16 protein-coding genes and 1 pseudogene are annotated in these 19974 nt (G+C 58.7%); 10 read left to right on the top strand and 7 right to left on the bottom strand.

The window, feature by feature from the left end; translation table 11 throughout:
* Nucleotides 1-3: 3 nt before the first annotated feature.
* Nucleotides 4-192, bottom strand: a pseudogene (gene tnpB, locus AAE027_RS12670) (IS66 family insertion sequence element accessory protein TnpB); the annotation flags it as partial.
* Between the two features lie 243 nt (nt 193-435).
* On the opposite strand from tnpB, the gene AAE027_RS12665 reads away from it, so the two are divergent.
* A complete protein-coding gene (locus AAE027_RS12665) occupies nt 436-870 on the top strand; it encodes a hypothetical protein (protein ID WP_370988337.1) in 435 nt (144 codons plus the stop codon).
* 866 nt (nt 871-1736) lie between these two features.
* On the opposite strand, the gene AAE027_RS12660 is transcribed toward AAE027_RS12665, so the two are convergent.
* Nucleotides 1737-2648, bottom strand: coding sequence for an NADP-dependent oxidoreductase (locus tag AAE027_RS12660; RefSeq protein ID WP_370988482.1), 912 nt, complete (start codon nt 2646-2648; stop codon nt 1737-1739).
* Between the two features lie 672 nt (nt 2649-3320).
* Between AAE027_RS12660 and AAE027_RS12655 the strand changes: the two genes are divergently transcribed.
* Nucleotides 3321-3905 carry an antibiotic biosynthesis monooxygenase gene (locus tag AAE027_RS12655; protein ID WP_370988336.1) on the top strand — a complete coding sequence of 195 codons (585 nt, stop codon included), beginning with the start codon at nt 3321-3323 and terminating at the stop codon, nt 3903-3905.
* Between the two features lie 538 nt (nt 3906-4443).
* Here AAE027_RS12655 and AAE027_RS12650 read toward each other — a convergent pair.
* Together AAE027_RS12650 and AAE027_RS12645 are read right to left on the bottom strand one after the other, a co-directional pair.
* Nucleotides 4444-4911, bottom strand: a complete 468-nt coding sequence (locus AAE027_RS12650) for a carboxymuconolactone decarboxylase family protein (protein WP_370988481.1) — start codon at nt 4909-4911, stop codon at nt 4444-4446.
* 97 nt (nt 4912-5008) lie between these two features.
* Nucleotides 5009-5626 (bottom strand): nitroreductase family protein, encoded by a 618-nt coding sequence (locus AAE027_RS12645; protein WP_208758068.1) that lies wholly within the window; start codon nt 5624-5626, stop codon nt 5009-5011.
* Nucleotides 5627-5898: 272 nt separating this feature from the next.
* Here AAE027_RS12645 and AAE027_RS12640 point away from each other — a divergent pair, with 272 nt between their 5' ends.
* Nucleotides 5899-6114 carry a hypothetical protein gene (locus AAE027_RS12640; RefSeq protein ID WP_370988335.1) on the top strand — a complete coding sequence of 72 codons (216 nt, stop codon included), beginning with the start codon at nt 5899-5901 and terminating at the stop codon, nt 6112-6114.
* 151 nt (nt 6115-6265) lie between these two features.
* Here AAE027_RS12640 and AAE027_RS12635 read toward each other — a convergent pair whose 3' ends face one another.
* Nucleotides 6266-6466, bottom strand: coding sequence for a helix-turn-helix domain-containing protein (locus AAE027_RS12635; protein WP_370988334.1), 201 nt, complete (start codon nt 6464-6466; stop codon nt 6266-6268).
* 618 nt (nt 6467-7084) lie between these two features.
* Here AAE027_RS12635 and AAE027_RS12630 point away from each other — a divergent pair.
* From AAE027_RS12630 to AAE027_RS12615, 4 genes are all read left to right on the top strand, one after another.
* Nucleotides 7085-8713, top strand: a complete 1629-nt coding sequence (locus tag AAE027_RS12630; RefSeq protein ID WP_370988333.1) for a GMC family oxidoreductase — start codon at nt 7085-7087, stop codon at nt 8711-8713.
* Nucleotides 8714-8852: 139 nt separating this feature from the next.
* Nucleotides 8853-9368, top strand: coding sequence for a Dps family protein (locus AAE027_RS12625; protein WP_370988332.1), 516 nt, complete (start codon nt 8853-8855; stop codon nt 9366-9368).
* 406 nt (nt 9369-9774) lie between these two features.
* On the top strand, nt 9775-11190 hold the full coding sequence (gene gorA / locus AAE027_RS12620; RefSeq protein WP_370988480.1) for a glutathione-disulfide reductase: 1416 nt from the start codon (nt 9775-9777) through the stop codon (nt 11188-11190).
* Between the two features lie 559 nt (nt 11191-11749).
* Nucleotides 11750-12151 carry an SPW repeat domain-containing protein gene (locus tag AAE027_RS12615; RefSeq protein WP_370988331.1) on the top strand — a complete coding sequence of 134 codons (402 nt, stop codon included), beginning with the start codon at nt 11750-11752 and terminating at the stop codon, nt 12149-12151.
* 1129 nt (nt 12152-13280) lie between these two features.
* Here AAE027_RS12615 and AAE027_RS12610 read toward each other — a convergent pair.
* Entirely contained in the window at nt 13281-14021 is a 741-nt protein-coding gene (locus AAE027_RS12610; RefSeq protein ID WP_370988329.1) for a Crp/Fnr family transcriptional regulator, read from the bottom strand.
* A gap of 1391 nt (nt 14022-15412) precedes the next feature.
* Between AAE027_RS12610 and AAE027_RS12605 the strand changes: the two genes are divergently transcribed.
* Both AAE027_RS12605 and AAE027_RS12600 read left to right on the top strand, forming a co-directional pair.
* Entirely contained in the window at nt 15413-16231 is an 819-nt protein-coding gene (locus AAE027_RS12605) for a YiiX/YebB-like N1pC/P60 family cysteine hydrolase (protein ID WP_370988328.1), read from the top strand.
* Nucleotides 16232-16662: 431 nt separating this feature from the next.
* On the top strand, nt 16663-17550 hold the full coding sequence (locus AAE027_RS12600) for a LysR family transcriptional regulator (RefSeq protein ID WP_370988327.1): 888 nt from the start codon (nt 16663-16665) through the stop codon (nt 17548-17550).
* Nucleotides 17551-17954: 404 nt separating this feature from the next.
* Here the strand turns inward: AAE027_RS12600 and AAE027_RS12595 are convergent, their stop codons facing one another.
* The gene (locus tag AAE027_RS12595; protein WP_370988326.1) at nt 17955-18368 is read right to left on the bottom strand and encodes a cupin domain-containing protein; all 414 of its coding nucleotides are present in this window, start codon (nt 18366-18368) and stop codon (nt 17955-17957) included.
* Nucleotides 18369-19346: 978 nt separating this feature from the next.
* Between AAE027_RS12595 and AAE027_RS12590 the strand changes: the two genes are divergently transcribed.
* Nucleotides 19347-19919 (top strand): LabA-like NYN domain-containing protein, encoded by a 573-nt coding sequence (locus AAE027_RS12590; protein WP_370988325.1) that lies wholly within the window; start codon nt 19347-19349, stop codon nt 19917-19919.
* Nucleotides 19920-19974 lie beyond the last annotated feature (55 nt).

The following is a 19974-nucleotide window of genomic DNA, read 5'->3' as shown; positions in this document are numbered from 1 at the left end:
GGACCGAAGGATCTTGACCAGCTTGCCGCTCTTACCTCGGAACACATAGAGATCGCCGCCGTGCGGGTCTCGCCTGAAGGCTTCCTGCACCAGTAAGGCCAGCGAGTTCATGCCGCAGCCCATGTCTGTATGGCGCCGGTGGCAATCTACACCCGTACGCGCGACGCAATAGAGATCACCGCGGCCGTCCATCTGCCAGTGCCCGCAGACCGTTTGCGTCTGAAAGTTGTAGACGCACCACCGCCGGAGAGAATGAAAACGATAACGATACTGCATTTCTAACGGCGCGAGGACAAGAATACTGTCCTCATGCACCTCATCGATACTTGGTGGCAGCACGGGTCGCCCAAGCACAACGGCTGGTCTGGGGGCGCCGCCTCTACTCTCGATGTCCCAATAACTCGATCGAGCAGCCCAGCATGCAGGAGTTGCGTTATGCCCTTTTGCAACGTCACAAAGTCCATCTACACCTACCTAATCGACTATCCTGTAGCCATCGTCTTGATGGTCGCGCCGTTCCGGATAAACTTTGGTAAGAACAGTCCTGTCGCGCTCTGGTTTTCCGCGGTGACCCGCGCCACGGCGCTGCTGCCGCCGGCTTTCGTGGACTACGCGACGGGGATCGTCCGGATCATTCGTTCCTGGCTGCATCTGTGGGTGGATAGCGCATTGGACGCGATTTCCATCACTGCCCCGTCTACCGCCCATTTTGGTGGGCCTTACGTCTGGTGCTGCTGGATTCTCGCGGTTGCGGTCTTGCTGACGACCTCAGTTCTCCGCGCGGTCGAAGTCGGATTGGTGACCGACCTCGACACGCCGGCTATCAGGTGTCGATCGATTCTAACGCGGCATGCAGATTTGCCCAAATAGGTACGTTACGCCGATCGTTGCTGAATAGATCGTAGCCGTCGAGACTACAATCGATACGGTTTATATGTCCTCAATCAAAGAAGAAGGCGGCGTGGGTCGGCCGACATGGCTAGCGCCTACATCCTGCGCGCGGCGCCTTGCCCGACACCGAGCCGTTTGCTTCTTCGGGACGTTGCTTACAACGCTTAAGCAGTTGGCGGTTGCCTGGTGATCAAGTAGTTGTCGATAGCGACTTTCTGGACTACCGGACTGATCAAGCGGTGAATTCCGTTCCGAACGGCTGGAGGACCGCCATTTGACTGGGCGGCATGCCATCAAGACTAATGTCGGTGGTTATCGACAGTGTGTAAGTCGGAGCATGTTCTTGGATCCCCGATTGGCCGCGGTAGACTCCAGGGAAGTGAGGACGGATTTTCAGCTCTACAATCGCTCCTTTCCAGATCGCAGCGCAGCCACTAGGGGCCGCAGCTGCACCCCGGACGGCTTGACGTAACACCATACCACATTTTAGTTGTGCGATCGACAATGAGCGCACAGTAATCCGCGAGAGCCTGTCATGGCATTGGCTGGTTGACTTGCTCTGTCTAAGACCTTGCGCATTGATCGGTTCGCGCGGAAACTATTGGTCGCTTTCGACGAGACAATCTTCCGACTCCCACTATCAACGTCCCGTTCCGATTCGCGAATGTCGTTTCTCATTCCGTCGGCGCTATAAGCTCAGGGGCACGCGATCTCGGCCCGATCCGTTCGACCGACGCAAGAAAGCCAATCCGCGCAGCGCGGCCGAACGTGCTTTCACTTCATCGAAGAAGGCAGCCTGAACTGGGCAATGCCGGTCGGCTCGTGCATCGATAGGCGCGTGCCGTTCACGGACGAACGCGGATGATTTTCTTCCCGGTGATCCGTTCGGTCTGATTAAAGGCGGCCACAGCGTCGTGGAGCGGCGAGACGATACCGATGTTCGTCCGCAGCCGTCCGTCTCGCACCCGCTGGACGATCTCACTTAGTTGGGCGCGATCGGACTCGACAACAAAGTCGATTGTCAAGACGTTGGCGGGCCGTGTCTCGCTCGGCCCGACAATGGACACCAGCGTCCCTCCGGCTCTAACCAGCCGCGCGGACCGCTTTCCGATGTCGCCGCCAATAAGATCGAATACCAGATCGACGTCGCCGACGTCTTCCAAGGCGTCGTTCTCGAGGTCGACGAACTCTTGCGCGCCGAAGTCGAGCGCTTTCTGACGATCCGCGGCGCGTCCGGTTCCGATGACGTAGGCACCGGCCTCGCGTGCGAGCTGGGTCACCATCGAACCGACTGCGCCGGCGGCGCCGTGCGCGAGGACGCTCTGGCCCGCCCTGAGGCGACCGTGATCGAACAGTCCCTGCCATGCAGTCAGGCCCGAGATCGGCAAGCTCGCACCAACCGTGAAGTCCACGTCGCCCGGCAGCGGCGCGAGATTGCGTGCCTCGACCGCCACGTACTCCGCCAAGGTACCATCGCGATACCAATCGGCGAGGCCGAACACTCGCTGCCCGAGCGACAGCCCTGTCGTGCCATAGCCGACGGCGGTGACCACGCCGGCCATCTCGTGCCCGGGGACCGACGGCGTTCGGTCGCGGTCGCTGCGATCAGTCCAAGTCGAGGGCCACGCCAGCTCAGTCCCAACGAATCCTGACGCATGAACCTCAACGATGACGTCGTTTATCGCGGCCTGCGGCTCGGACCGCTCTCCCAGCTTCATTCCGGTCGTTCCCGCGGCCTGGACTATAATCGCTTTCATCGTCCACCTCTTCGAGTGTGGTATGGCATCATGATCCAATTCGCAGAGGATCGAACATACGATGTGAAACTCGGTGGTCCAATGACCTGTAGATATGGAATCGATGCCATCGATGCAGCGTGCGAGAAGTCAAAGGTGTGGCACGAGTAAAAACATCTGCTTCTCACGACGAAGCGAAATTGTGAGTGGTTGGGAAGATGATTTCCAGTGCGCATTTGCGTCTTCAGCCATAGGCCGGCACGCTGTGGAGGCCGGCGGGGCGTGGTGACGTCTGCCATAGATCGTCAGCAAGACGTGCGCCGGCGCTGGTGTCGAGGACCGTGTCGGAGCAGCTCTTCCTTCTCGACGAGTAGCCCGAGCGGAACTCTCGATAATCGCCAAAAGTGTTGACGCGAGTATCGCAACATCGCTTTACGGTGGACTCTTCATCAATAACGCGATCGCGGTGGGCGCGGTCGTCAGGGTGTGGTCGAGAGCGCACAGCTTAGGACAGCTAGAATTGCGAGTGCGTTCATGGCCGGGGCACTCGACATCGAGATCGATTACGCGGCGGCACTGAAGGAGCGCGATACGACATGTTTTCAGTGATTTTCGAGACGCTGCCCAATAGAGAGAACTGGAATGACTATCTCCACAAAGTTAAGATACTGCGTCCCGAGCTTGAGCTGGTCGATGGCTTCGTCGACAACGTCCGTTACCGTAGCTGACCCGCGAGGCTGGATCCTTTCACTCTCGAACTGGCGGGATGAGAAGTCGCTCGTGCGCTGGCGCACCTGCAGGTCCCATCATGAGGTTCAGCAGGAGGGCCGCGACAAAATCCTGGCTGACTACCACCTGCGCATCGGCCAGATCACTGCTGACAATCAAGTGCCGCCGGGGTACGCCCTCTCCGAGCAAAGGCTCGATGAGACCGAAGTCAGCGAGGGAACGACGGTCACTCTGATTAACGCGACTCGCCCCGCGGAATGGAAGCGGACCAACAACGCCTACGGATGCGCCGAGCGGCTCGGCCTGAATCCATGGGCCGCCGAAAGCACGTCCTGGGATATCTTCGATGCTTTCACGCCCGGCGATCTGATTCTGCTCATATCTTGGAAGAACGCGGCTGCAGCGCAGGCGTACGAAGACACTTCCGTGCTGGATGACAGCGCAAGGGTTCGGAGAGTACGGATTGTACGCGACTACGGAAAGTACGACCGTCGCGAGGCGCCTCAGTATTTCTCAGAGGCCAAGAGTGGCGAGGCCATCCACCCCTGACATTGCTTCGTCCTGGAGCCCGAGCAAAGTGGATCGTGGATTAGGCTTCGACCAGCCTCTCGATGCTTACCCCCCGCTTTGTTGATCTCCGACGACTTGTTGCCAACCAGGTCCTGAATGGGGCGTTGGCTTCACCCGGCGTCGTTCCTTAGGAGGCCCTACCCGCCTTGACACGACTGACGAGGCGTCATGTGCGTACAGAGCCATCTAATGCCAAGGATGGTGAGGGAACAGCCCTGGCCCTGCGCGATCATTTTGGTCGGTGGCTTGCAACCGACACACCCTCCCATCATTCGGTCCATAAGGATTGTAGCGAACGACCACCTTCGACTGAAATAACGGCGTGTGAAGGTGAGAGACGTGAACGCGTCGCGATTCGTACCGAAAGACGAGTGGTCTCAAACGAGGGCTCAGCTCCAATGTTTCGAAGCCACAGCCCGTTGCAAACTCGTTTGCGTCTCGCGGCTTGAGACCAGCCTGCTTGGATCACATGCAACCTCAAACGCCCCTCGGGATGGTAAATGCGACCGGATCGCGTTCAGAGCGAGCCGGCCGGCGTAACGGCGGGAAAGTCCTTCTCAGGCTCGAACACGTTATTGAAACAGTTCGCCAGAGAGTACATCGCTACGAGGGCGACAATCTCTATGACGTTCGCGTCCGTATAGCCGGCGTCGCGGACCGCTTTCAGATCGGCATCACTGACAGGACCTCGTGTCTCAATGACCTTGCGCGCAAACTGGACGGCAGCGTCCCGCCTCGGATCAATGGCGTGCTCCTTCCGAGCGAGAGCTATTTCATCGGCCAGAAGCTTGGCCATATGCTCGGCCGTAAAGCTATGACCGGCTAGGCAGTAGTTGCAGCCGTTCACTTCAGAAACCGCGAGGCCGATGCTGTCCCGTGTCTTCACGTCGAGCGCCTTGCTCAAGGCCCCGAGCAGGGTAGCCCAGGCGTTAAATGCGATCGGGCTTTGCGCGAAAGTCGCCATCATGTTTGGGGTGAACCCGATGGTCTTGGCAAACGCGTCGAGGGTCTGTTTGCAATCGGCAGGTACCTGTTCCGGCTTTAGATGCCAAGAACTTCAGTTCTAGTCTCCGAAATTCATATCACACGAGTTCCAGCACGTCGCTCACCGGGCGGCGCGGCTTCTGCGGCCAATTTCCCGGGCGCTCCGGCCCGACGGACAACAGCATGACCGGTACTTCGTCCTTACTCAGCCCGAACTCGCGGTGCACTGCCTCAGCGTCGAAACCGATCATCGGCGTCGAACCCAGCCCAAGCGAACGGGCCGCATAGATCATCGCCGCCGCGCCGAAGGTGCCGGTGCGTACTGCTTCGTCGCGCTGGCGCTGCGGGTACTCCATGTACAGATCGCGTGCGGGGATCTCCCATTCTGGCACCATCTCGGCAGGCATGATGCCGGCTTTCACCAGAGGTGCCAGACGATCAGGTATTACACCGGAGTCGGCCAGTTGGCCGCAGACGATGAAGGTAACGGCCGCCTCGGTGATCGCCGGTTGACTCCAAGCGATCGGACTCAGTCGCGCTTTGGCTTCCGGCGTGCGCACAGCGATGAAGCGCCAATTCTGCAAATGGAAGGATGTCGGCGCAGTGGTGCCGATCCGCACCAGCTCACGGATTTCTTCGTCGCTCAAAGTGGCGGCGGGGTCGTAATACTTGGCCGCGCTTCGGCTCAAGATACAGTCGATGACGGCGTTAGTCATTGGGATTCCATTGGTCATAGTCGTTCCGGCAAAGTTGCGGCGATGAGGCTGTTCGACATCTCATTTGGGGGCAATGTGAGTTTCTCAGCTTGCCCCCGGCGGGTCTGATAGGACGCGGTCGCCGGATCTGGTTGTCGCCGGCCCGCCGTTCCCCCGCCTGGTATGTCGGAACGATTGTCTTTATCCTCCACCAACTCGTGTGTGCGGTGGGCCGTCATCTTCCGCATTCTTTGCATACGAACGAAGCTATCGCGACGAAACTCGATGAACCAATGACCTTTGGTTATGGATTTGATGCCATCGACGCGGCGCGCAAGGATCAACTAGTGTCAACAATGTCCACTGCTTATGATGAAGGCGACTCTCAGTGCATAGGAGTGTTGATTTTCTCAGACCGATATCATTCGTCAGATGCGGAGGCAGCCCTCGGCGAGAATACGAACGAGCGCCCCACTTTCCAACTCGGCCTTCGCACCGATGAGGCTTGAGGCGACGATCCCCAGCCCGGCCTTCGCTTCGACAACCTAGGAGTGACCTGACTCGACAAGGTTCCGATGCGAAACACTCCTCGCAATTCTCCGGTGCCGCGAGCCTCGTGGTCGGCCTCCTCAAGCTCGGCCAGGATCGCCTCTACACGCATTAAGTAGATTGCTCCAGCGTCGGCCAGCGTGATCGCCCGGGTGTTCGGCTAAAGAGAGTCGCCCCCACTTCGACCTCCAAGGCGGCAATAAGGCGTGATGCGGACGGCTGAGAGAAATCGAGTTCACGACCTGCCCCCGAAAAGCTCCCCACGCGAGCTGCGCGAGCGAACAGCTTCAGCGCTGTAAGTTGGTCGTTCATCTGTGAACGCAGTTCGGTACCCACCTCTTCTTGATGAGATCGCGGGTCATCGAGTTAGTGAATGCTCCGTTCAGTGCCAAAGCAGTGAGCGGGAGTTTTTCGCTCAAAAGTTTGCTCGTCTCCAAGTGATCTTCGAATGCGTCGGCGTCAAGATGACCGATTTGTCTAAGACTTCGTTAGATCGTGCGAATGCGGGGAGGTATTCACGCGCATCTGATGTCCAAAGTGTCACGCGCTCCTTGCCGTTCTCGTGCACCATCTGTGAACATCTCTCGGGGCTGACCGCACGAACTCGCAGCTTCAGTCGAGCATGCCGCGACGCCATTAAAGGCGGGTTTGCCATCTGAAGGCGGCTTATAACTCGCTGCAGAATAGAAGCGTCGGTCTTACGTCCGATAAGGCTCGCATCTTTCCTGGCTACGGCATCATGTATGCGGCGCGCGGCAATAACGATCGTCTATCGACTTCATGGCGAGAGGTGATTTCCCTCGCCCACAATGCAAGGTCACTGTCGGACTCGCAAGGTCCCATCAATTTCAGGATCAGGCACTACGATGGCGCGCCGCCGGCTAGGGGCGTTGAACGATACAGATTGGCGCAGAGAAAGAGAAGACGCTGATGTCTCAAGAAGCCTTCGATATCGTCGTTGTTGGTGCAGGGGCGGCCGGATGTGTGGTCGCGAGTTATCTTGCCGAACGCACCGATGTTTCGATCGCGCTGATCGAAGCAGGCGACACGGACCGCGATCCGTTCATCCATATTCCTGCCGGCTTTGCCAAAATATTGGCCCAAGATCGGCATGTCTGGAAATACGAGACAGTGCCCCAGCACGGCACCAAGCGAGCATATCGCTCAGGCAAGGTGCTCGGCGGTGGTTCCTCGATCAACGCGATGGCATATGTCCGAGGCCAGAAGCGCGACTTCGCCGCGTGGCAGGCCGCGGTCGGCGATACCGGCAAATGGTCGTACGACGATCTGCTTCCCGTCTTCATGGCGCAGGAACACAACGACACGTTCCACGACGAATATCACGGCATCAATGGTGGTCTGTCGATCCAGCAGCCCAAGGGCATCAACGAGCTGAATCAATACTGCCTCAAAGCCTTCCAGGAATATGGGCTTCCCTATAACCCCGACTATAACGGCGAGAGCCAGATCGGCGTCTCGCCGGTGCAGTCAACGGTCGGGCACCAGCGGCGGTGCAGCGCAGTCGACGCTTATCTCCGTCGGCACCTCGCTTCGGGCCGCGTCACTCTTCTGACCGGCAAGACCGTTGTTCGCGTCCTCGTCGAGAACAATCGAGTCGTCGGCGTCGAGCTCATGGATGACGAGATGATCATGGCCGGCGAGGTTGTGCTGTCGGCCGGTTCGGTCCATAGCCCGAAGATCCTCATGCACTCGGGCATCGGGCCATCCGAGCAGCTTCGCCAGCACGGCGTCGCCGTTATCGTCGATTCTCCAGAGGTGGGCGAAAATCTCCAGGACCATGCGATCGTGCCGGTCCGCGCCTATGTAAATGGCGATCTGGGTTACCAAGCGGCCGCACATGGCCTCGGCAGCGTGAAGGCGGGCCTACGCTATTTCGTCACCAAGGATGGCCCGGCGGCGGGCAATGGCATCGAGACGGTTTCCCACTGGAATCCGTCGGACTTTACTGCCGAACCTACGATCCAATGCTATCACGTGCCCATCGTCGCAACTGGCGGCGTCAGCCCGACGGGGAACCGTTCCGGCATCACTTTCGAACTCGTGGTGCTTCAGCCCAAGAGCCGTGGCTGGGTGCGGTTGGCCGACAGCCACCCGACGTCGATGCCCCTCATCAATCCGAACTTCATGGGCGAGGAGGAAGACCTGAGGGCCGCAGTGGAATCGGTACGCGCGATCCGCGAGGTTATGGCGCAGGAGTCGTTGGCGCCGGTGATCGAGGAGGAGATCGATCCCGGCCCGCACATCCAATCCGATGCAGAGATCGGCGAATGGGTGAAGGGTGCAGTGACGACGATGTTTCACCCGGTTGGCACGTGCCGGATGGGGCAGGATGCGCGAGCAGTGGTTGACGCGAGGCTCAGGGTCCGAGGGGTCGACGGCCTCCGGGTAATCGACGCCTCGATCATGCCGAACATCACTAGCGGCAATACCAACGCCCCAACCCAGGCACTCGCGCGCCATGCCGCGGCGATGCTGGTCGAGGATCTCAAACAGTCTCGAGGAGCTCCGGCGCAGGCCGACGTAGGCAGACGTAGATAGTCATTGGGGCGGAACCGACCACATCGGGCCAACGTCAAAGCGCCGTCTGCAACTGGGCAGTCTCTACTCGCGAAGCTTTCTTATTCAGAGCCATCCCCGACGAACAACAACACAGCAGCACCTTGAAGGAGAGACCACAATGAGTTTAGAGGACACGAGAAAGCGCCGTGAGGCACCACTCCACACTCCGAGCACTCTCGGCTCCAATGCCACCACAGATATTTCTGCCGCCCTCTCCGTGCTTCTGGCAGATGTGTTCGCGCTTTACGTCAAGACCAAGAACTTCCATTGGCACATTTCAGGTCCGCACTTCAGGGACTACCACCTTCTTCTTGATGAGCAGGCGGCGCAGATTTTCGCGATGACGGACGACATCGCAGAACGCGCCCGCAAGATCGGGGGCACAACAATTCGCTCGATCGGCCACATCGCCAGAGTGAAACATATCAAGGACAATGACGCCGATTTCGTCACACCTGACGGCATGCTAGCCGAGCTGAAAGAAGACAACCTCGCGCTCAGCCAGCGCCTGCGGCAGACACGTAATATCTGCGACGAACATGGCGATGCAGCTTCTGCTAGCCTGATCGAGAACTGGATCGACGAGGCGGAACGTCGTACATGGTTCCTGTTCGAGGTGACTAGAAGGGCTTGAGAGCAACGCCAGCTCGCGAAATTCGGGCGACCGGATCGGCTGGACAAAGCAGAAGCCCTGTGGCCACACACGTTAGCCGTCGGACCGCGCTTGCCGGGCCTCTGTCTGCCCAATCGGGTGGCGTAAGATCTGCTCGACGCCGATACTGAATCCAAAATGCGACGCCGCGAGTCCGAAGTAACAGCGCGTGCGGTAGAACTCAGGGCCATTCGGCTCCAGAGTAGCTGCCGTCTAACAGGACATTTGCTAACGCGCGTGCGATCAGCGCACGCATCTCGACCGGTCTCACAGAATGGACTGGATACCTGACTTGAGTAATACAAATGGATTGCAGGGTCCGCGAGACGGGTGGAGGCCGGCGGCCGACGCTTCAGAGCCTCCCCGCGACCCGGAATTCGACGTCGACCTGTTCGTCATCGGCGGCGGTTCAGGAGGCGTACGGGCCGCGCGCGTTGCAGCCGGGTATGGCGCGAAGGTGATGCTCGCCGAGGAGTACCGGCTGGGAGGGACGTGCGTTATCCGCGGCTGCGTGCCGAAGAAGCTGTTTGTCTACGCGGGCCGCTTCCGCGGCACATTCGACGAGGCTACAGAATTCGGTTGGCACTTACCGATTCCTCGCTTCGACTGGCCGTCGCTCGTGGCGGCGAAGGACCGCGAGATTGCACGTCTGGAAGGGCTGTATGGCGCCGGCCAAGAACGTGCAGGCGTCGAGGTCGTGAGGTCTCGCGCTGTGCTCGACGACGCGCATACGGTGCGCCTCCTCCAGGACGGCCGTCGCGTGCGGGCGCGCACGATTTTGATCGCAACAGGCGCACGCCCCGCACTGCCTCCCTTCGAGGGCATTGAGCTCGGTATCACCTCGGATGACGTCTTCGACATGAAGACATTCCCCAGGAAGCTTGTAATTGGGGGCGCCGGATACATTGCAATGGAGTTCGCCGGTCTGTTCGCCGCGTTGGGAAGCGACGTCACCGTCGTCTGCCGCGGAAGCAATGTCCTCCGCGGCTTTGACGAGGATGTGCGCCAAGCGATGGCCGGGTCCTACACGAATCGTGGCATTAAGCTGATGTTTTGCGACAGCATCTGCCGCCTCAAGAGACGTGATGGGGACGTCGGCGGTGGCGACGACGCAGGAAGGATTGACGTTACGACCGAACAGGGCGGGAGGCTGGTGGCCGACCAGGTACTGCTCGCCTTCGGGCGCGCTCCGAACACGAGTTCGCTCGGACTCGACCGCGCCGGGGTCAAGACTGCGGCAGAAGGCGGAATCATCGTAGACGCTAACTCGCGCACGAACATCGCGAATATTTACGCTGTGGGCGATGTGTCGAACCAATTCAACTTAACGCCCGTCGCTATCCGCGAAGGCCAAGCGTTCGCCGACAAGGTGTTCGGCAAAAAGGCTTGGCAGGTCGACTACTCCAATATACCAACCGCGGTCTTCTCCAGCCCGGAGATCGGCACTGTTGGTCTGACGGAGCTGGAAGCCAGAGCTCAGTACCTCGCAGTCGACGTCTACAAGGTCCGCTTCCGCCCGCTGAAGGCGGCCGTAACGGGGGATTGCGAGGCCTCTCTTCTGAAGGTCGTCGTGGATAGCGAGTCTGACCTGATCCTCGGGATCCATATCTTCGCTCACGAGGCCAGCGAGTTGATCCAGGTGCTCGCGATCGCCATAGGCAGCGGAGCAACCATGAAAGACTTCATGTCGGTCATGGCGGTGCATCCAACAGTTGGCGAGGAGATCGTCGGAATGCGTACGCCGACCGTGCGTTACGATCGGCGCGACGCCGCCGCACCACTCGTCTCAAGCGCCGCTGTTTGATTCAGCCGCAGCTGGCTCGGAAGGACCCGCTCGGAGCGCCGCGGGACGTTGAGCTTCCTAAATCCTAAAAGCTTAGAGCGACCGCGAAACAATCGATAAGGTCGGGCCGCCTCCATAGCGTCGAGAGCGCTGCGGGGTTTGTGCCGCTTGCCCAAACCAGCCACTCGTCGAGCCGGCTCGCTCGCTTACGTGCGAACATCTGAAATCTCCAATCCAGGTACGATAATTCCCTTCTGTCCAACCCGACACTCGATCCTGCCAACGTAGTCCGCTCCTGAAGGACCGGATAAGCGCATCAGCTGGTACTTTCGACACGAGCAAGGGCGAGCAAGACCAGTCGCCATTTCGCTGGCCCATGGCGAGGCGCGAGCGGAATGGAAACGATAACGATCCGTCATTTCTAATGTTTGGCGTTCCGGCATACCTTTCGGTGCGTCTAACCGGACTCGCGATCGTTGTGCACAGTGCCCGCCGCCGTGGGGATGCCCCATCGTCCTCTTGGATGGGGGCAATCTCCTCGTCGCAAGGGCCGGCCCCAGCAATCGCGCAGGAGTCACCGATGTCATTTCGCTTCATCACCAAGTCTTTCCACGCCTATCTGATAGATTATCCCGTCGCGTTCGTCCTAATCGCGGCGCCGTTCGTGTTGAAGCTCGGCCAGAGCGGACCGTTCGCAATGTGGCTTTCGGTTGTTGTCGGTGTCGCCGCGCTGCTCTTGGCCGCCATGACCGACCATCCCACCGGTTTGGTCCGCATCATTCCTTATTGGCTGCACCTTTGGGTGGATCGTGCAGTTGGCGTTGTATTTGCTATCGTGCCGTTTGCCTTTAAATTCGCTCAGCTAGATGCCCAGTACTACTGGCTTCTCGCCGCCGCTATCCTGCTCACGACTTCAGTTTTTAACGCGCCTGAGGAGCCAGTTGTGACGCCTTCGGGATCGTATGGGCGGCACAGCAGTTGAACTCCCCATCAAAGTCGAAGGGTGATAGCGGCATCTCCGTCGCAATGGATCAGTACCTCGAAAATCCAGGATGCGCCCCAGTTCGTTTTCTGGCAACGTTTAAGAGGAGCTACCTCACCGGATGTCAATGACGCGGCCGGAGCTTGTCGTCGTGCATCTGGAGTTGCTGACGAGTGATGGTACACTTCTGAATACCAAAGGCTCTCGTGGGGTTCTTAGATAGAGCAGCAAGCAACGCTATCCCTCCGCTCATCCGTTTGCGGCGGCTGCCCGGTTCTCGGTTCATAAAGCGTTCAACGCGCTTCCCATGATTTCACTTGAATTGCCGCGCGACTGTCGCGCGCGACATGCAGCACAGGTCTGCGAGATTGGGCAGCTACCATGCGCTGACCGACAAATGTCGGTTAATCCGTTTCGAATTATTGACCCCTCCTTCTTAGGCGCAGCGTCGCTGGCAGCCTTCAGCACCTAAAATTTGGCGGCATTCCCCGACCGGTTCATTGAGATGTTGCTTCGCGGGTGCACTACGCAGATTGGGAGACACCCACAAGCTGCCCTGTTGAGGTACATTAGATCGACTTCAGTTTTGACTTCGGACCGATCATGGATCCTCGAGCAGCGATAAGTCCGGCCTGGGTGATCCGAAATCTCCCCCACCCACTCAGAACTATCCATCTGTGATCGCCGGCAAACCCAATTCCGCGCTCAGATTCGTAATCGTTGAGACCTGCCTCTGTGAGCCACGACTGTGCCATAGCGTCTGCGATATCGATATCCGGTCCGCACCCATGGTCGATGAGAACCCGCATCACACGCAAAGCTTCTTGTTCTTCCATTTCTGTGCTCCTAATTCCCCCGCGGTGAGGTACCGTCGGGTCGTGCCTGCCTTGCCACTTCGGACGGCGTAGTCCTGCAAAAGGGGACACAAATGTGCCTCTCGTCTACCAGCCCTGTCGAATGTTGGAGAAACTGAAGGATGCCTAACTCGTCTCGTCTCCGCATGCGAAGTGAAGACGGGTCCTCGAGGCCAATCGTGACGGATTCGCTTGAACGAGCAGATCGAAGAGCCGAGGGGCCAACAACAACAAACCTTGGCAACCAGCCATTTTTGGCTTGGCATCGCAGATAATTATCGGTTCCCATGCACCAACGATTCGCTGTTCGGAGTGCCAATATTCAGCAGTTGTCGCTGGTTCTCGCGCTCGATCAAGCTCCAGCAATGGCAGGAGATCTGCGCCAGCCGAAAAGCGTCGCGGACGACGAGGCAGCCACGCATCATTTCGATAAGCCCATCCTCCCTGAGTTGTAGAAGGCAGTCCGTAACGCCTGCGCGACGCACTCCGAGAAGCTGAGCAAGCACTTGGTGCGTGAGAGGGATCTCGTCAGATCCCAGGGCATTGCGAGCGATCAGGAGCCATCGCGCAAGGCGCTGCTGTAGCTGATGGGACGTATTACATGCCCCTGATTGAGCGGTCTGAATAAGCACGGAAGCGATATAGGCATGCACCACGCTGCGGAAAGTCGGCAGACGAGCAATCGCCTCCTGAAAGCGATCCACCGTGAGTCGATTAGCCGCGCCGGCCACCTGCACAATTCGACGGTGCATCGGCTGCGTTTTTGCCGTCAACGCGTGATGTATTCCCGCAAGCCCTTCTGAACCGATCAGCCACACCTCAACGAACTCTTGCGGCCCAACCTTGGCACCGACCGACACAAGGCCACTCTCAATGAAATAGACGTGTTGCATGCGAACGCCGTAGCGATGAAGAACTTGCCGCTTCGTAAGCGGCACCTCTTCCGAGAGCAACAGAACGTGCTCGAGTTCATCAGGTGGGAGCAGACGTAGTAATCTGTTGCGCACTTCATACATCAGATTCAACGTCCTAATACTTTCTGAGCAACCGAGCTATCCAACTGTACGTTTTCGTACCAAGAAAATGAGACGGAAAGCGACGTAACGCGCTCGCAGGTCAGCTCGGATTTAGTGACGGGCCGGGGACTTGGATCGTGCCACCATCAGACCTGAGTGTGCGAGGATGGTGCATGACAAGTCGACCGTAGCAGCTGCGTCATGATCAAGATGGTCTAGGTCAATGCAGCAGCACGCGCAACATCGATTGGTCCACGGCGGCAACGGAGTCTCTGCAGTTGGCGCCAGTTGAGTTCCTGGCTATGACACCTGCGGATCGCGGCGGCAATAACGATCGTTTATCGACTCTATAGCGGGACGTGATTTCCCTCGGCAGCGCTAGAAGGTCATTCTCGTCGGTGGTGGACAGTCAGTATCAACACGAATAGGGGCCGCCATGAAGATTCAAGTGGGAAGCGTGGCAATTGCTATTCCTCTCGCACTGCCGCAGACCCCCGCTAAATCGTCTGCTGCACCGATTGTACCGGCCGTGACAACGGACGTGCGCTATTGGGCGCCGCGGAGTCATCCCGATGCTTCCTACTGAGGCCATCTCGCCGACAGTTCGAGTTGGGGCAATCCAACGTATGATTCATATCATGGAGCAGACCGCTACCGATATTACACGTCAAGCTTCCCGCACCACACCTCAGCGCTTTTGCGACGGCGTCCTGGACCGATACGCCGACGTGTCCGCCGTATGGATAAACTTCCCCTGCGTTCTCCTGAGGAGAGATGCTGAAATGAACAAGGCTGCAGATCCCCAGCCGGTCAATCGACGGGATGTCGCATGGGCAATTTAGCGAACTGGCTTTATCTAATCGGGTCGCTGTGCTTTGTTCTTGGTACAGTGATCAACATGCTTCCGGTTTGAGGAAGGCGAACGTCTGTTTGAACGGTTTTAACCTTCCGCGGTCATGCGCACTGGTTCTTGAGCCATTCTCGACGGAGCCAGGCGATTCTGCCTGCCAATTGTTATCTACTGAAGCGACTTGACCCTTGCACGTAGGTGAAACGACGCGAAGGTCAAAACTCGAAATTAGCCCCAGTGCAAAGTCGATAGAAGCGTCGAGTGCCCTCATTGGTCAACTCGCTCCACCCCGCGATCTCGCACGTGCGCCCGATGAAGAGCAGCGTCGATAGCAGCCACCGGACCAAGTGCGGCTTTCCCAACACTAGGAACGGCCCGGATGGTCAATCGTATCCTTTGGTATGGTCGTTTCAGACAAATGCATTGTGCAGATGGACCTCAGTGCAATGGTCCGGTCCGTCTTTCCTGAATAGGCTTGGCTAAGAGGGAAAAGTCGTCCGGAACTTCCATACGGGAACGGCCAAAAAGAAAGGAAAGAGTGATGGGCTGGATGTTCGACAACGTCGAACGTTTGATCGCCCGGCTGCAGAAGCCGGCCAATCGGTGTGAGCCCCTCACCTCAGACGATGCAACGACGGCCCTACGCCACACTCTTCAACCCGGTGACGTCCTGCTGGTCGAGGGCAAAGGTCGTATTTCCAGCAGCATCAAATATATCACTCAGTCGACATGGTCGCATTCGGCGTTGTACGTCGGACCGATATCGGGCGCCACAAATGGCGGCGAGCCGCACGTCCTGATTGAAGCTAATATCGACGAAGGGGTCGTGTCGGCCCCTCTGTCGAAGTATTTGCATTGCCAAACCCGCATCTGCCGGCCAGTCGGCCTGAGCGATGCGGACCGCGAACAGGTCTGCCGGTACGCATTCGAACGGATAGGTCTCGGCTACGATTTCAAAAACGTTATTGACCTCATGCGCTATCTATTCCCTTGTCCATTCACGCAACGTTGGCGTCGACGAACCATCGCGCTCGGCTCCGGCGATTCGCGTCGGATCATCTGTTCGTCTCTGATTGCGCAGGCATTCGACGCCGTGCGTTACCCGATCCTGCCCAACATCACGCACATGGAGAACAAGTCCGGGCGGTGCGAGATCGCCGAAATCCGTCATTCGTCTCTATATGCGCCGCGCGACTTCGATCTATCGCCCTACTTCATGGTGGTGAAGCCCACACTACCCGCCGGCTTCAACTATAAAAACATGCGCTGGGCAGATCTCCAAGTTGACGCCGCACAGGCCACACTTGCGCCCGAGATAGAACGCGGGATCGCGGCAATCGTCCAGCCCGACATTCCGTAAGGTGAGGGCCAGACGATTGACTTCGGAATCGGTTGTGCTGTTGTCATTAGTCGCGATCGTGCTCTTTCAATAGGCTTGAACTCCGACTACCACTCATCGGCAAATTCTTCGCTGCTCTCAAAGGTTCAAAGCAAGCAGCGACCGGTTCGGAATAGCGCGCCATGACCAGCGGCTACTGACGCGTCGGCAGCTCTTGACCCGCGCCCGGAGAGAGCTGGGGTCTTTTCCGCTCCAAGGATTGGGGCGGCTTCAGCCGGTTCGCCCACCGCACGCCGTACGTTTCGGCCACCCAAGCCCTGATCGCCCGCGTCGGGCTATACACCGGGAGGCATGAAGCTCACCGCCTTGTGAGGCTCGCCACTCATTCGGTTTTCGCATAAGTTGGATCCGGAACTAAGCTCGAACATGACCATTCTCTGCGCAAAGACGAAATGACTGATCGCCTCCTTGCTCTCAAACTCTTCGTCCGTGTCGCACATACCGGTAGCTTCTCGCGGGCCGGCAAGGATCTCGGACTTTCGCAACCTTCGGCGTCCCGACACATCGCGTCGCTCGAACGCGAGGTAGGCGCGGCCCTTTTCGCGAGATCGACAAGGGCCGTTGTGCTCACCGAAGCCGGGGCGGACTACCTCGCGAAGGTCGAGCCCGCGCTTGCCATTCTGGAAGAAGCGACCCAAGCCATTCACGGCAAGGGCGTACTTCGCGGCGTGCTCCGGATAGGGTTGTCGCCTAGCATGGCGATCCGGGAGGTCATACCGCGACTTCCCGCCTTCATTTCGAAGCACCCTGCGCTGCGGATCGATTTGGCGATGGACGACGGTCGCCAAGACCTTATCAGGAGCGCGATCGACGTCGCGATCCGGTCCGGAAAGTTGGAGGATTCCTCAGCGACTCTAAGACGGGTAGGATCAAATCCTCTGCTCATCGCCGCCTCGCCGGCCTACCTGAAACGGGCTGGCTACCCGAAAGCGCCGAACGATCTGTCTGGACATCCTGTGTTGATTGGTGTCCCGGGCTCGAATGGCATCTGCTGCTTCGAGAAGAACGGAAGAACCGTTTCCATAAAGGTGGAAGCTCCACTGTCGGGGAACATCAACGAAGCGGCCGTGGCTGGCGGCGTCGCCGGAATCGGGATCGTGGCCTGCAGTCTCTGGGGCTGTCGCGCCGAACTCAAGTCGGGCGCGCTAGTGCAGATCCTCAAGGATTGGAACATGGGCGCCGCCGACGTAAACGCCATATTCCCGGCCGGACGCGGAGCGAAGCTCGCGGCGCGCGCGTTCGTTGAACATTTTGCGAAGAGCCTCAAGACCAATCCGTGAGTCCCGCCGTGCGTCGGCCTGTCGTCGTTCGCATAGCGTGAAATCGTGGAATGCGCCCAGCATCCGACGAGAGCACGTGGCGCATTCGTTCACTGTGACTCCTTCAAAAGCCACCTAAATGCGTTGCGCAGCTCAGCGGCGCCGTTTGCGTCGTGCCAACGGGCGCGCGCGAAGATAATGCGCTCGGGCTCCCAGGACAGCATCGTCTGGACCTCCACCTCCAGTTCATGCCGGTGCTGCCACGTGAAATTAGCCGCAGATCACGCGACACGCCGCTGTACGGCGGTGCGATGCCGCCGATCGGCGTGCGCGTGCAATCAATCATCTGGCGCGGTCGGGAGCGGCCGGCGTCCGGGCCCGCACAGGCGCTCGACCGCGAACGCCGCGCGTCCCGGTCCACGCCCCTAGGGGAACGCCAGGCCGAAAGCGGCCGGATCCGGCTTCTCGCCGTCCCGGGGGACCAAGAAGCGCTCCAGCCCACCCGGCACGAAGCTGACCAGCAGGATCGCCTGATCGCCGACCACCTCGACCGTATGCGGCACATCGCGGGGAAGGGCCGCGTAGGCGCCCGGCCCCACCTCGACGTGGGCATCGCCGACCCGCGCGATTAGCTTCCCCTGGACCACGTAGAGCAGCTCGTCCTCGCGCGTGTGGGTGTGCAGCGGCGGCTCCTCACCGGCCCGCAGCGTCCACAGGACAGTGCCATATTCGCCTCCGGACTGGCTGCTCTCCACTTTCAGCTCGATGCTCGAACCCGCACTGAACTTCACCGTCTTGCCGCCCCCGGGCGGCGTGAGAACCGGCTGCTTTACTGGCATTTATGGCCTCCTGATTGTGGACCTTCTTCGAGTCGGAGTGGCGGCGTAAGCAATGGCGCGCCTCTGCGAACAAGTTTGAGGGTGTCGCCGCCGCCGGATAAAGGGAAATGCCCTGTGATTATCTATCCGATAACCATTTATCATCGATCTCCATTCGGATGTGATCGCATCGCGGCGGTTTTGCCTGTTGCGGCTGCTGTTGCCACCTCGCGCATCTTCAATCAGAGTTCTGTCCATCACGCTCAGATTCTCCCGCGACCTGTCCATGCACTTGACGAAAGGCGCCGAGAAAGCTGCTGCAGCTCCCATAATCGACGGCGCGATCTACTTAACTGAAAATATTCTCACGGCGAGCATGTCGGCCGCACGCTTCATCCATTTGACGGAGCGCGGACTGCCAATCATCCGCCCCACCACTCCCGAAACCATACAGATAGTGCTGGTGAGTTCGTTGTTTAACCTGTGGTTCAACTCACACCACCGCCGCAGCGGTAATTCCGCCTGGGTGATCCGAAACCTCTCCCACCCACTCAATGTATTCCGGCGAGCCCTTCCGAGCCGATCAACCACACCTCGACGAACTCTTGCGGCCCCACTTCGCACCGACCGACACTGGGCTAGTCTCTATCAAATAGACGTGCTGCATGCGAACGCCGTAGCGATGAAGAACTTGGCGTTTCGCCAGCGGCACCTCCTCAGCTAGCAAAAGAACGCTCTTGAGTTCATCATGTGGAAGCAGACGCAGTAATCTGTTGCGGACCTCATACATCAGATTGGACGTCCCGATACCTTCCGAATAATTCGGACATCCAAGTGTACGTTTTCGTACCAAAAAAAGATGAGAGAGGTTTTCGCATTTGATTCACCGCCTGACGACAACTTTCTCCTGATGATGTTAGATCAACTGACTCGGTGTTCGTCCCGCTTCAACCGCGGGCACTTTCCAGCCTCGCATGAATGAACGCAGGTCACATCTTAATGCCTTCCAGCTCCAGCAAGATCGCGGTGTTCATTGACGGTTCCAATCTTCACTCAACCGCAAAAGCGCTTGGCTTCGATATCGATTACAAGTGCCTGCTGAAGGAATTCGAAAGCTGGGGGACGCTTGTGCGCGTGTGCTATTACACCGCGATCATTGAGAGCCAGGAATACTCCTCGGTGCGCCCGCTGCTCGACTGGCTGAACTACAACGGATTTACCGTGGCGACGAAGGCCACGAAGGAATTCGTAGACGCGAGCGGCCGTCGCAAGGTCAAAAGCAACATCGATCTTGAAATTGCGGTTGACGCGATGGAGCTCGCAGATCGCATCGACGAAATGGTGTTATGCTCGGGAAACGGTGACTTTCGTCCGCTGGTAGAGGCGGTGCAGCGTCACGGCGTCCGTGTTACCGTCGTATCCAGCCTCGCTACTCAACCGTCAATGATCGCCGATGAGTTGCGACGGCAGGCCGACGTCTTTTGCGATATAAGGGAACTGCAGTCAAGGATCGGGCGCGATCGTTCCGAACGAGCGCCATCTCGTATTGCGCGGGACAAGCGCCACGGTTGATGCAGCGCGCGATCGCGCGGTCGAGTGATGATGACGATGAATGGCGAACGCGCGG

It is taken from the genome of Bradyrhizobium sp. DN3 (assembly GCF_041357655.1).
Lineage (GTDB): Bacteria > Pseudomonadota > Alphaproteobacteria > Rhizobiales > Xanthobacteraceae > Bradyrhizobium.
This window is presented reverse-complemented; position numbering and strand designations above follow the sequence as displayed.

Coding starts and splice junctions, on each gene's coding strand:
- AAE027_RS12655 (WP_370988336.1), top strand. CDS start 3,321: ATGGCTTCGTCGACAACGTCCGTTACCGTAGCTGACCCGCGAGGCTGG.
- AAE027_RS12595 (WP_370988326.1), bottom strand. CDS start 18,368: ATGCCAGTAAAGCAGCCGGTTCTCACGCCGCCCGGGGGCGGCAAGACG.
- AAE027_RS12610 (WP_370988329.1), bottom strand. CDS start 14,021: ATGTATGAAGTGCGCAACAGATTACTACGTCTGCTCCCACCTGATGAA.
- AAE027_RS12635 (WP_370988334.1), bottom strand. CDS start 6,466: ATGAACGACCAACTTACAGCGCTGAAGCTGTTCGCTCGCGCAGCTCGC.
- AAE027_RS12615 (WP_370988331.1), top strand. CDS start 11,750: ATGTCATTTCGCTTCATCACCAAGTCTTTCCACGCCTATCTGATAGAT.
- AAE027_RS12660 (WP_370988482.1), bottom strand. CDS start 2,648: ATGAAAGCGATTATAGTCCAGGCCGCGGGAACGACCGGAATGAAGCTG.
- AAE027_RS12665 (WP_370988337.1), top strand. CDS start 436: ATGCCCTTTTGCAACGTCACAAAGTCCATCTACACCTACCTAATCGAC.
- AAE027_RS12640 (WP_370988335.1), top strand. CDS start 5,899: ATGACCTTTGGTTATGGATTTGATGCCATCGACGCGGCGCGCAAGGAT.
- AAE027_RS12590 (WP_370988325.1), top strand. CDS start 19,347: ATGCCTTCCAGCTCCAGCAAGATCGCGGTGTTCATTGACGGTTCCAAT.
- AAE027_RS12625 (WP_370988332.1), top strand. CDS start 8,853: ATGAGTTTAGAGGACACGAGAAAGCGCCGTGAGGCACCACTCCACACT.
- AAE027_RS12630 (WP_370988333.1), top strand. CDS start 7,085: ATGTCTCAAGAAGCCTTCGATATCGTCGTTGTTGGTGCAGGGGCGGCC.
- AAE027_RS12600 (WP_370988327.1), top strand. CDS start 16,663: ATGACTGATCGCCTCCTTGCTCTCAAACTCTTCGTCCGTGTCGCACAT.
- AAE027_RS12605 (WP_370988328.1), top strand. CDS start 15,413: ATGGGCTGGATGTTCGACAACGTCGAACGTTTGATCGCCCGGCTGCAG.
- AAE027_RS12645 (WP_208758068.1), bottom strand. CDS start 5,626: ATGACTAACGCCGTCATCGACTGTATCTTGAGCCGAAGCGCGGCCAAG.